The sequence below is a fragment of the Neisseria gonorrhoeae genome, assembly GCF_003315235.1.
In the GTDB taxonomy this organism is placed as follows: Bacteria; Pseudomonadota; Gammaproteobacteria; order Burkholderiales; family Neisseriaceae; genus Neisseria; species Neisseria gonorrhoeae.
This window is the reverse complement of record NZ_QNRU01000040.1, coordinates 1-12,120: the sequence shown is the minus strand read 5'-3', so window position 1 is coordinate 12,120 and position 12,120 is coordinate 1. Positions and strand designations below refer to the sequence as shown.

Here is a 12,120-nt window from a genome sequence, read left to right as displayed (position 1 = left end):
CCGCGGCAACGGTATAGGCCCGCCCGTTGCGTTTCGGAATGCCGAAGACAACCGCTTTTCCTGCCGCGCCGCGACCGCGTCTGCCTTTACGCCGTCCGCCGAAATAGCTTCCGCCCGGCCCGGCGGGGCACTCGAAAACCTCATCGGCAGCCAAGGCCAAACGATGGTTGGTAACCGTGCGGATTTTACGGTAAAACAGTGCCGCCGAATCGGGATGGATACCCAAAATATCGGCGGCAGAACGGGCGGTAACTTCCGGTACAAAAGAACGGAGCGGTTCTTTCTGTACTTCTTTCTTTAATTTGCAGTGTGTTATCTTCATATTTCGAGGGTAACATATCTGCTAATCTGGTACAGACCCGAATGTTAAGCAGAAACGATTGTCTCAAAAAAAGCAACTTTGGATAAATACAATCAAGAATTGGCTGAACTAGGTGAAAATGAAAAGAAAAAAGAAGAACTAGAAAAAAAGTAAAACAGCAAGAAAACAAAATTCAGATCAGAAAAAGGCACATAGAACGTCTAAAAGAAGACATAGAAAAGGTTGCGGTACTCGAAGAAGAAATCAAAAGATCTGAAAAGTTCTTCGATGAAAACGGTTGGCTTAAAGACAGCATTATCGACGACAAAACAAAAAACGCCGTCAACCTCAAAATGAGCAACGGCGCGCGTTGGACGGTTACCAATGATTCAATGCTGAAAGAGTTGGATTTGTCGGAAGACGCGCAGGTCGAATTTAGCGACAACAATAAATTCGTCAAAGTGTCCGTGAGCAAGCTCAAGGGCGATGGCGGCGTGTTCAAAATGTATGGCGACATCGTCAAAGGAGAATCGGACAAGCTGATTACCCGAAAAGGCAGCGAAGGGACGCACATCATCGAATATATGGACGATGCCAAGGCAAAAACGACGGGAAGGGAATATCTGAAACTGGTCGAAAACAAGGGCAATCAAGAAGACAATAAAGCATCAAATAAAGCATCATACAAATTGAATGTCCGCTGTACGGAACAGGGAGGGTGGTGTTTTGCCTTGGGTGAGTCGGGTGCTTCCAAAAAGGTCAATATTTCCACAGACGGTAAGCGGGACTTCTACCTCTACCCGGATACCCTGACGCCGGGCGCATCGAGCAGCGTCCTTTTCGGCGAGGCGTTGTATCAGTTGAACGCGGTTTCCGATGAAACGCTGGTGCAGCGTATGGGCGAAATCCACGCCGACGGAACGCCGCAGGAAGACAACAACGTTTGGATCAAACGCGTCGGCGGAAAATTCTCCGGCAGCCGCAGCGATTACCGCGTGGGCGGTTACGGCAACCGCTATTGGGGCTTTGCCGGCGGCTTCAACAGGACGGGGTTCGGCGATAAATGGATTCATTACAAAGGGCTGATGCTCCGCCACCTCCAATCGTCCTACGCTTCCGAAGACTACGTCGGCAGCGGCAAAATCTTACGGCAGGGCGGCAGGTGTTTATTCCGCCTGGCTCAACCGGGAAAGCAGGGCTTATTATGATTTGGTCGCCAACATCGCCCGATATAAGGGCAGCTACGGGCTGACCAATTACGCCGGCAAACGGGTCGAATCGGACGAGGCGCGCCTGAATGCCTATATGCTTTCCGCCGAAGCCGGTAGGCGGATGGAAAAACAAGACGGCGGCAAAAACCTATCGGTGGCAGCCGGAAGTGCAGTTGTCTTACTGGTTTACGCGCGGCTACGGCTTTCCGCTGTCAAACGGGCTGTCTGCCGAGACGGACAACTTCCGCAGCCTGATGGGGCGGTTCGGCTTTCGGGCGGGCGTGGACGGTTTGGACGGCGGCAGGCTGAACATCTACGGCAAGCTGATGTACAAACGCGAGTTTATCGGCACGATCCGCCACAGGTTCAACGGCTCTGCCGTGGAGGAATTCAAACACCGGGGCGGCTGGTTGGAATACGGCTTGGGCGTGGTGCGCCGCAATGCCGGAAACGGACGGCAGCTTTATTTTGAGGCGCAAAGGTCTTCGATGCACACGATGCGCCAGAATTGGCAGGTCAATATGGGCGTGCGCAGTATGTTCTGATGCGCGGATACGCCTGAAAACAATCCGGAACGGTCAGACGCGTTCCGGATTGTTTTTTTGTCGGGGCGGTTTGCTGCCATATCAAAACAGGCGGGCGATGCCGTCTGAAACTTCGTCATTCCCGCGAAAGCGGGAATCTAGAACCTCAAACTTTCAGATAATCTTTGAATATTGCTGTTGCTCAATGGTTTGGATTCCCGCAACCTTTCGTCATTCCCGTGAAAACGGGAATCTAGAATCTCTAAAGCTTCAGCTAACCTTTGAATATTGCCGCTTTCCAATGGTCTAGATTCCCGCCTGCACGGGAATGACGATTTGGAAATTACCCGAAACCCAAAAACAACTGAAACCGAACAGGCCGGATTCCCGCTACGCGGGAATGACGGGGGGCGGATGCCGTCTGAAGCGGTGGGCTGAAGCCCACTCTACTATTATTTTTGCTTCCATACCGCTTGGCGGCAATGTGTCCGGAATGGAGCGGTTTATCCGAAAAAGCCCATTTTGACTTGGATGAGTTTCTCCAGTTCGTTCAGGATGCGCCGGCGCGAGACGAAAAAGATGATGTGGTCACCGTCTTGGATGACGGTTTCGGTATGGTGTCCCATAATGGTTTCGCCGGTTCCGGCGCGGACGACGGCGGCAATGTGGCAGCCTTCGGGCCATTTGATGCCGCTGATGCGCCTGCCGATGATGGCGGAAGTTTTTTTGTCGCCGTGCGCGACGACTTCGATGGCTTCCGCCGTGCCGCGCCGGATGGGGTGGACGGCAACGATGTCGCCGCGCCGGATGTGGGCGAGTATCGAGCCGATGGTGATGAGGTGGGGGGAGACGACGATGTCGATTTTGTTGCCTTCGAGCAAATCGACGTAGCTTGAGCGGTTGACGATGCCGATGACGCGCTTCGCGCCGAGGTTTTTCGCCAAAAGGGCGGACATAATGTTGCTTTCGTCGTCGTTGGTCAGGGCGCAGAATACGTCGATTTCGTCGATGTATTCGTTGTCGAGCAGGGTTTCGTCGGTTGCCGAACCTTGCAGGACGAGGGTGTTGTCGAGGTTTTCGGCTATCCATTCGGCACGGCGCGGCCGGCATTCGATGATTTTGACGTTGTATGCGTGTTCGAGCTGCTTGGCGAGGCGGTAGCCGATGTTGCCGCCGCCGGCAATCATGATGCGGCGGGTGCTGGTTTCTTTGGGGCGCAATTCGGGTATGACCGCCCCGATGTTTTCGGCGGCGGCGGCAAACAGGATTTCGTCGCCTTCGATGATGACGGTTTGCGGCGCGGGGACGATGAGGCGGTTGTTGCGGTAAACGGCGCAGATTTGGCAGTCGGCCCCGTCGGGCAAATCTTGGGCGATGTCGGCAATGCTGCGTCCGACAAGCAGCCCGCCGCGCCGCGCCTGTATGATGACCATCCGCACGCGGTCGTCTGCAAAACGTAAAACCTGCAATGCGCCCGGGCAGTCTATCAGGCCGGCAAGCTGTTCGGTAACGAGCTGTTCGGGGCTGATGGTTTCGGTTATGCCGAATATGGAAAGGCTGCCGTTTTCGTTGTTTTCGAGCTTGGGGCTGAGGTATTCGAGGTATTCGCTGGAACGGACGCGCGCGATGCGGCCGGGGATGTTGAACAGGTCGGCGGCAACTTTGCAGGCGACGATGTTGGTTTCGTCGCTGCGGGAGAGCGCGAGCAGCAAGTCGGCATCTTCCGCGCCGGCGCGTTCTAATGTGAAGGGGGATGCGCCGTTGCCGAAAACGGTTTGGACATCGAGGCGGCTGCCTGTTTCCTGCAATGCTTTTTCGTCGATGTCGATAACGGTTACGTCGTTGTTGGTGATGGCGGCAAGGTTTTGCGCGACGGTAGAACCTACCTGCCCGTTGCCTAAAATGAGGATTTTCACGGTATGGGTCGCCGGGTGATGAAATGGTGGATTGTACCGCAACCGGCGGCGGAAATGCCGTCTGAAGGCAGATTTTGCGTTCAGACGGCATTGCGCTTCAAGATTCGACGGGGATGATGCCGATTTTCGCCTGCCATTTGCGCGGGGCGGTGGCGTGGATGGATTCGCCTTTGCTGTCCACGGCGACGGTTACGGGCATATCTTTGACTTCAAATTCGTAAACGGCTTCCATACCCAATTCGGGGAACGCCAAGACTTTGGAAGATTTGATGGCTTTTGCCACGAGGTATGCCGCGCCGCCGACTGCCATGAGGTACACGGCTTTGTTGTCGGCGATGGCTTCGCAGGTGGCCGCGCCGCGCTCGGATTTGCCGATCATGCCCAAGAGGCCGGTTTGTTTGAGCATTTGGCGGGTAAATTTGTCCATGCGGGTGGCTGTGGTCGGACCTGCGGGACCGACGACTTCATCGCCGACCGGATCGACGGGGCCGACGTAGTAAATCAGGCGGTTGGTGAAATCGACGGGCAACTCCTCGCCTTTGTCGAGCATATTGACGAGGCGTTTGTGCGCGGCATCGCGGCCGGTGAGGATTTTGCCGTTCAACAGCAATACGTCGCCGGTTTTCCAGCTTGCCACTTCTTCTTTGGTCAGCTTATCGACATCGACGCGTTTGCCGTTGTCGGGGCTGTAAGTCAGATCGGGTCAGTCTTCGACGCGCGGCGGCGTGAGTTCGACAGGACCTGAGCCGTCCAATTCAAATTCGACGTGGCGGGTGGCGGCACAGTTGGGAATCATGGCAATCGGTTTGGAGGCGGCATGGGTCGGGTAATCGAGGATTTTCACGTCCAACACGGTGGTCAGACCGCCCAAGCCTTGCGCGCCGATGCCCAGCGCGTTGACCTTTTCAAAGAGTTCGAGGCGCAGGGCTTCGGTGGTGGACAATTCCGCGCCGGACGCGGCTTTTTCCTGCAATTCTTGGATGTCGATGTGGCTCATCAGGGATTCTTTCGCCATCAACACGGCTTTTTCGGGCGTGCCGCCGATGCCGATGCCCAAGATGCCGGGAGGACACCAGCCCGCGCCCATCGTCGGGATGGTTTTCAATACCCAATCGACGATGTTGTCGGAAGGGTTGAGCATAGCGAGTTTGGATTTGTTTTCAGAGCCGCCGCCTTTTGCCGCGCAGGTTACTTCGACTTTACCGCCCGGCACGATGCTCATGTGGATGACGGCGGGGGTGTTGTCTTTGGTGTTTTGGCGTTTGCCGGCCGGATCGGCGAGGACGGAAGCGCGCAGGGTGTTGCCTTCCCAAGTGTAGGCGCGGCGTACGCCTTCGTTAACCATCTCTTCCACGCTCATGTCCGCATCCCATTGCACATCCATACCGACTTTGAGGAAGACGGTTGCGATACCTGTGTCTTGGCAGATGGGGCGGTTGTTTTCGGCACACATACGGCTGTTGACCAAAATCTGCGTCATCGCGTCTTTGGCGGCGGGATTTTCTTCCTTCTGCCACGCCTTATAAAGCGCGTCGATGTAGTCTTTTGGATGGTAGTAGCTGATGAATTGGAAGGCATCGCAGATACTTTGAATAAAGTCTTCTTGCTTGATAACGGTCATGATTGTGTTCCTTTTCAAGGTTGTGGCGGTAAGTGTCTGCTGCTGTTTTAAACAACCTTTTTGAAGGCTGTTTTTTATCAGGTTGAAATAGTGCCAGCGTTTGTACGGTGAAGACAATACATAATTCTAATCTCTTGATTATCAATTTGTTTTAATAAAATACTGTTTTATTCGGATTTTGATATCTGTAATCTTTGCCTGTTGCTTTGCGGTAGGGAGAAATCAGCAGGCAGTTCATTGTGGACCGGTTGATGAACAATGCCGTCTGAAAGGGCTTCAGACGGCATTTTGTTCGGACGGGCGGGCTTATTTCGCAGCCTGTCCGCCCTCTTTGGCAAAATATTTGGCGTAGATCTTGTCGTATTCGCCGCTTTCGCGTACTTTTTCCAACGCATCGTTCAGCATTTTGACGGTTGCTTCGTCGCCTTTGCGTACCGCGATGCCGTAGTGTTCGGTGGTGAAGTCGGGCAGGGTAACGAAGTCCATTCCTTTGGCCGGGTTGTTTTTCACATAATTGGCGATGACCGCGCTGTCGCTGACTACGGAATCCAAGCCGCCGTTTTCCAGTTCTTTGATAATCAGGGGGACGCTTTCAAAGCGCGCGATTTTCGGATTGTCGCTGCCCAAGAGTTTGGATACGGAGAAATCGCCCGTGTAGCCGGTTACCACGCCGACTTTGTTCATCTTTTTCAAATCGTCGGAAGAAGATACTTTTTTGCCTTTCGGAACGAGGACGACTTGGGTGATTTCAAAATACGGGTCGCTGAAGTCCATAGACTGTTTGCGGTCGTCGGTAATGGTTACGCCCGACATGACGATGTCCGCATCGCCGTTGTTTAAGGCGGGGAAAAGGCTGTCCCACGGCTGGTGTTTGAATTCGATTTTAAAATTGCCCGCCTTCGCCATCGCGTTCATCAAATCCACGTCGAAACCTTCGACATTGCCTTTCGAGTCTAAAGATTCAAAGGGGGCAAACTCGGCGTTGGAAGCCACGCGGTACACTTTGCCGGGGTTGGCGGCAGGCGCGGCGGCATCTTTGCCCTGACCGCCGCAGGCAGACAGCGCGAGTGCGGAACAGGCAAGGGCGGCGGCAATCCATTTTTTCATATTCATCAAAATTCCTTTCGGTAATCAAAAAGCCTAAAAAATCAGTTTAACACAAAATTAACGTTCTTTTTCACGGAAAAACGCATAAGTAACGTCGTGGAACAAATCCGTATGCGGGCTGTCCTCATAGCTCAATTCTGCCAAGGCGTCCTCAAAAGCAAGCTGAATCGACTCGACCGCGATTTCGGCGGTGTCTGCGGGAAGGGCGCGGATTAAGGCTTTGAAGGCGGTGGACAGGACGTGGTTCTGCATACGCAGCACGTCGTTTGCCTCTTCCAGATATTCCAAACGCTGTTCGATGCTGCCCATGATGTATCCTCGCGAATCTGTTAAAATGCGCCATTATATCAAACTGCGCTTTGGGCGCGGGTTTGCCCGCCTGCAAAGATTAAGAACCGGAAGCCGAAAAAATGGATACAAACAATCAGGATAAAGAGCCGAATTGGGAAAAACGCCTGGAAAACCTGCGTCAGACGCGCCGTATGAATACCGCGCCTGCCTATGTGCCGCTGACCAAACCTTCTGAAGTCGGAAAGGAAGAGCCCATACCGAAATTGGACGATGCAAACCGAGACCGTGTGTTAAAGGCGTATCTGAAGAAATGGCAGGAAGAACACAACAGCGCCGTTGCCGATTGCGGCGAGGAAGTCGAAACCGACCCGATGATCGTCCTTCAGGAAAACTGGCTCAACGCGCAGGCTTCCCTGCAAATGCCGGTTTCGGAAAAACACATCGAATCGCGGCGGAGAATCCGGTTCGATGCCAAAAAAGACAGTGCCGAATTTGAAACCGCACAGATTGAGGGCGGGGAAAACGCCGATGCGGCAGAATCCGGTACGGCGGCAGACGGGGTTGCGGAAAACGGCGAAGGCGGTGCGGAAGAGGCGTTGATGCCCGTCCAAATCAATATCCTGAACCCGAAAGCCGTCAACCGGCGCGAAGTGTTCTGCCTGTCCGAACAGGAGCTGACCGAACGGTTGATCAAACGCCTGCGCCCGCATCTGACCGATACCGTCAACGGCATGATCCGTACGGCGGTGCAGAAGCAGATGGCGCTCTTTACTTATCAGCTCCAGCAAATGCTGCACGAGCAGGCGGGTGCGGTAGTCGAAGACGTGTTGGAACACGATGTCCGTAAAATCCTCAACGACATCAAGTACGAATTAAAATACAAACGCTGATTGCCATGCCGTCTGAAAGCCGTGTTCAGACGGCATTTTCCTGCCCGTCCGACTTGAAAGCCTCATGGAACAGGCGCAAAATATTAATAAATTAAACAACGGGTGCACGCCCCGTTGCCGAACGGACAAAACCGAGGAATCACCGATGAGCAAAAAACTTCATCCGCAAACGCTCGCCATACGCGGCGGCAAAGAACAAACCGGATACCGCGAACACAATCAGGCATTGTTCCTGACCAGCAGCTTCATGTGGGACAACGCCCAACACGCTGCCGATTTGTTTTCAAAAAAAATCAAAGGCTTCACTTATACCCGTACCGCCAACCCGACCATCGCGGCCTTTGAAAAACGCATAGCCGCTTTGGAAGGCGCGGAACGCGCGGTCGCCACTTCGACCGGCATGTCCGCGATTCAGGCGGCGTTTTTCACCTTCCTGCAGGCGGGCGACCATGTGGTTTCCAGCCGCAGCCTGTTCGGCACGACCGTCGGCTTTATCAATAACATCGTTACCAAATTCGGCATCGGAGTGAGCCGCGTGTCGCCGACTGATATAAATGAATGGAAGCCGCCGTCAAAGCCAACACCAAACTGCTGTTTTTGGAAACGCCGTCCAACCCCTTGGGCGAAGTGGCCGACTTGGAAGCCTTGGCGGAATTGGCGCACGGCATCGGCGCGCTCTTGGTGGTGGACAACAGCCTGCTGTCGCCCGTCGGCTCGCAGCCTTTGAAACACGGCGCGGATATTTCCGTTTCCTCCGCCACCAAAGCCATAGACGGACACGGGCGCGTGATGGGCGGCGTGTTGGCGGGTTCGGAAGAACTGATGGCGCAGGTCGCCGTTTACTGCAACTCTTGCGGTTTGGCGATGTCGCCGTTTAACGCGTGGCAGTTGTTGAGCGGCGTGGAAACCCTGTCGCTGCGTATGGAAAAACAGTTTGACAACGCCTTGAGAATCGCGCAATGGCTGCAAGAGCAGCCGCAGGTTCAAGCAGTGTACTACACCGGATTGCCCGACCATCCGCAGGCGGAGCTTATCCGCAAACAGCAAAACGGCGGCGGCATCGTCATCGGTTTTGAAGTCGCCGACCAAGCAGCCGCGTGGAAAGTCGTGGACGGCGTGGAACTCTTTTCCCGTACCGCCAACCTCGGCGACGTGCGCTCGACCATCACCAATCCGTGGACAACCACGCACGGCAGGATGCAGCCCGAAGAAAAACTCGCCGCCGGTATCCGCCCCGGACTGGTGCGCCTGTCGGTCGGTTTGGAATATGTTGGCGATTTGATTGACGATTTGAAACAGGCACTCGCGCGCTGATTGCGTGTTTCAGACGGCATCGGCGGAAAAATGCGGCAGATGCCGTCTGAAACCCTTATTGCGTATGGCATACACATCAACAATAGGAAAAAATATGGATGAAGCGGTTTTTGCCGATTGGGCGTTGAAAATCTGCCTGACCGGTTTGATTATTTTTTTGGGTTTTATCGTTTGGAATTTGGGCAAGGAGTCCAAAGCGGGCAAATTCGGCATCGCCGTTTTGTTTTTGGTTTTGGGCTTGGGTGTGTTCGGTTTTGTGTTCAAAGAGTTATTGATTAAGTTTTTGGTATTGCCCAAATAGGTTTGCCGTCTGTCGAAATGCCGTCTGAAATCATAAAAAGTAATCTGCACCCTAAAAGTTTGATTTAACCGCCAACTGATTAAGGTGCGGGTTTTTATGACAAAATAAAAATCATCTTTCCGCAATCATTCCCACGGATGCGAAAGCCTGTCTTTTTGAATCCCGGATAATTTTACATCGTCATTCCCGCGCAGGCGGGAATCTAGTCCGTTCGGTTTCAGTCATTTACGATAAATTCCTGTTGCCTTTCATTTCCGGATTCCCACTTTCGCGGGAATGACGGAGGAGCGGATAAATTCTCGCAATCTAAAACCTTATATATTGCGCTCCATAAGGGGCGCATATTTTTAATCCTTGTAAAGCCCCTTAACTCTAGTCAGTGAAGGGGCTTAATCATGTTTATTTTCTATACTGTCAATCCCGAACACGTATATTTCCCCAAAGCATACATCATGAAAGTGTTCAAGGATAAAGGCTACGAATCCCAATGCATCACAACAGTTTCTTTTTATATCTGCAATCCGACTTTGAAGCAAAAGACCGAAAACGAAGCGTATGAATACGGCAGATTGTTTGTTAAAGAACTGATGCATAAGGAATGCAACCGTGAAAGCCTTTGAAGATAAAGCCTTGGCGGTGTCCGCGGACATGGCGGACGCGTTAGCGGACGGCGGGGCTGCGGCAACCGCCGTAGGCTGCCCCCCTAGGCTAATAGGGGGGAGCAAAATAAAACCCCAAATCCGAAGGGTGCGGAAAAAACAGAAAACCAAGAATTTCAATTCGAGTATTTCAGTCATTTTGTATCGGACGGCAAAGGCAGATTTATAGAAATACCGTTAAGGCGTGGCAGGGATGACGGAGCGTTCATAGACCAAATCACTTTCACGATACATGAAAATTCCATGACGAAAGTAACCGGAAAGGGATTGGTATCAGATACGGAATTCGTTGTCCGGTATAGCGAGCTGCTTGAAGAAATCTTGGGATTCGGCATTACCAAAAAATTACCGTTTAAAGGAAAGTTTTTCTATCAAAGCTGTTATCAATTCGGGCCCGATAACGTCGAATACGGAAAGGTTCATTACGGCGGCCAATGTGAAACGATGTTGGTTGAATTGAACGGTACAGGCTGCATGGCTGCTTTACCCGGTTGGGAAAACCGATTGTATGAATTTTTAAGTAAATGCGTCCGACCCAAAATAACCCGTATCGATGTCGCCCATGATTTTTTCAACGGAGAGTACACACCCGATCAGGCAATGTTAGACCACGATAACGGACATTACGACGTACACAATATGCGGCCAAAAAGCGAATGTCGCGGCACGGCATGGCGCAATGAAGACGGCAGTGGAAAAACCTTTTACATCGGCAAGCGCGGAAATTCAAAATTTACCCGTGTTTACGAGAAAGGCAGACAGCTTGGAGATGTTGATAGCCCTTGGGTCAGGTTTGAGGGGGATATAGAAATACCCTTGGATGTCCTACTTTATTCGGGGTCGTATCTAGGCGGCGCATATCCGATTTGCAAGGAGATTTTTAAGACAGAAGCCAAGCGCATGGAAGTAAAAGTTAAAAACGTTAATCTGATATTCGACGTTAAGCTTTTTCATGCAAGGAATCAAGTCGGCAAGATGGTTAATTTCCTCCGCGATATAGGGTGGGACGATAGCAGGATAGTTGATGAGCTGGTGAAAGGCGTTGAAGGTTATCCAAAAGGTTTACAGCCTGAGCAATACGATTGCAAAAACCAAACGCAGAAATTCCAGTATATCCACGAAGAACAGAAAGCCATTAACGCATTGAACATTGAAACACTGTTTGATGATTTGATTGAAGAGAGAGAATACGCATTTCCTCAAGACAGGGAATGGCAACACATCAAGGATATTGAGTACGAGGAACGTCAAATATCCGATTTTTTAAACAACTGAAGGAAATTGAAAAATGTTTGAAACAAGCCAAGTAACCACATATCCGGCCACTTTGTTGGGCGCAAAACAATTCAAAGGCGAAATCGACGGTAACAAAATTGATTCATGCACCGTCTTGGTAGCCAGCCCCATGTCGTCAAACGGCAATGCCGTGGGCTTTACCTCGGAAAGCATGAAGTTTGGTGACAGCCATAATTTTGAAAAATTGAAAAACCTTAAATTCCCCTGTGCGGTTGATCTAACCGTTGCCATGGAATCAACAGGAAAAGGCTTAGTGCAGAAATTGTTGGATTTCCAAGTAAAGGGCGCAGCACCTAAAGCCTAAGAAAGGCTGAATCATGAGCAGATACCAACAGAAATTTATCGTACAGGAATTGGAAAATCACGAATTCATCTATCCCGATTCGTTTGGCGATATTGGATTTACGTCGAACATCAAATCAGCCGGTAAATATGACAGCTATGAAGACGCTTTTAGCTCGGCATTGGAAGAGATAGGCGGGGAATTTGTAATTTCCGGATTCTACGAAAAAGAAGATTAAGTTTAAGAGGCTCGGCAGGCGGTCTCTAAAACCTTCACAAAGCCCGCAAACACATTTTTTTAAAAATTTCGTAAAGGAAAATATCATGAAATTTATTAACACCTGCCGTAAATACGGCGCAAAACTGGCTGTTGTAACAGCCGCCCCGCTGGCTTTGGCGGCACAGGC

10 protein-coding genes and 5 pseudogenes are annotated in these 12,120 nt (G+C 51.8%); 10 read left to right on the top strand and 5 right to left on the bottom strand.

Annotation, left to right across the window (positions count from 1 at the left end; genetic code table 11):
* Nucleotides 1-322 (bottom strand): annotated as a pseudogene (locus tag DFR77_RS11515) (IS1595 family transposase); the annotation flags it as partial.
* A gap of 332 nt (nt 323-654) precedes the next feature.
* On the opposite strand from DFR77_RS11515, the gene DFR77_RS11510 reads away from it, so the two are divergent.
* Together DFR77_RS11510 and DFR77_RS11505 are read left to right on the top strand one after the other, a co-directional pair.
* On the top strand, nt 655-1,509 hold the full coding sequence (locus tag DFR77_RS11510; protein ID WP_003689757.1) for a pertactin-like passenger domain-containing protein: 855 nt from the start codon (nt 655-657) through the stop codon (nt 1,507-1,509).
* Nucleotides 1,510-1,598: 89 nt separating this feature from the next.
* On the top strand, nt 1,599-2,057 hold the full coding sequence (locus DFR77_RS11505; protein WP_003689755.1) for an autotransporter outer membrane beta-barrel domain-containing protein: 459 nt from the start codon (nt 1,599-1,601) through the stop codon (nt 2,055-2,057).
* 482 nt (nt 2,058-2,539) lie between these two features.
* Here the strand turns inward: DFR77_RS11505 and trkA are convergent, their stop codons facing one another.
* From trkA to DFR77_RS11480, 4 genes and pseudogenes are all read right to left on the bottom strand, one after another.
* Complete coding sequence (trkA, locus tag DFR77_RS11495; protein ID WP_003689753.1) at nt 2,540-3,952, bottom strand: Trk system potassium transporter TrkA; 1,413 nt, start codon at nt 3,950-3,952, stop codon at nt 2,540-2,542.
* A gap of 97 nt (nt 3,953-4,049) precedes the next feature.
* A pseudogene (locus DFR77_RS11490) lies at nt 4,050-5,573 on the bottom strand (fumarate hydratase).
* Nucleotides 5,574-5,879: 306 nt separating this feature from the next.
* Nucleotides 5,880-6,686 carry a basic amino acid ABC transporter substrate-binding protein gene (locus DFR77_RS11485; RefSeq protein WP_003694149.1) on the bottom strand — a complete coding sequence of 269 codons (807 nt, stop codon included), beginning with the start codon at nt 6,684-6,686 and terminating at the stop codon, nt 5,880-5,882.
* A 51-nt stretch (nt 6,687-6,737) separates the two neighbouring features.
* Nucleotides 6,738-6,989 (bottom strand): NGO1151 family protein, encoded by a 252-nt coding sequence (locus DFR77_RS11480; RefSeq protein WP_003689748.1) that lies wholly within the window; start codon nt 6,987-6,989, stop codon nt 6,738-6,740.
* A gap of 101 nt (nt 6,990-7,090) precedes the next feature.
* On the opposite strand from DFR77_RS11480, the gene DFR77_RS11475 reads away from it, so the two are divergent.
* From DFR77_RS11475 to DFR77_RS14715, 8 genes and pseudogenes are all read left to right on the top strand, one after another.
* Entirely contained in the window at nt 7,091-7,861 is a 771-nt protein-coding gene (locus DFR77_RS11475; protein ID WP_003689746.1) for a hypothetical protein, read from the top strand.
* A 64-nt stretch (nt 7,862-7,925) separates the two neighbouring features.
* Nucleotides 7,926-9,175, top strand: a pseudogene (metZ, locus tag DFR77_RS11470) (O-succinylhomoserine sulfhydrylase).
* A 94-nt stretch (nt 9,176-9,269) separates the two neighbouring features.
* A complete protein-coding gene (locus DFR77_RS11465; protein ID WP_003689742.1) occupies nt 9,270-9,476 on the top strand; it encodes a DUF2788 domain-containing protein in 207 nt (68 codons plus the stop codon).
* Nucleotides 9,477-9,871: 395 nt separating this feature from the next.
* Complete coding sequence (locus DFR77_RS11460; protein WP_003689739.1) at nt 9,872-10,096, top strand: hypothetical protein; 225 nt, start codon at nt 9,872-9,874, stop codon at nt 10,094-10,096.
* A 28-nt stretch (nt 10,097-10,124) separates the two neighbouring features.
* Nucleotides 10,125-11,410 (top strand): annotated as a pseudogene (locus DFR77_RS11450) (replication initiation factor domain-containing protein).
* A gap of 13 nt (nt 11,411-11,423) precedes the next feature.
* Entirely contained in the window at nt 11,424-11,735 is a 312-nt protein-coding gene (locus DFR77_RS11445; protein WP_003694141.1) for a hypothetical protein, read from the top strand.
* A 13-nt stretch (nt 11,736-11,748) separates the two neighbouring features.
* Nucleotides 11,749-11,952, top strand: coding sequence for a hypothetical protein (locus DFR77_RS11440; RefSeq protein ID WP_003694138.1), 204 nt, complete (start codon nt 11,749-11,751; stop codon nt 11,950-11,952).
* Nucleotides 11,953-12,037: 85 nt separating this feature from the next.
* Nucleotides 12,038-12,120 (top strand): annotated as a pseudogene (locus DFR77_RS14715) (major capsid protein); the annotation flags it as partial.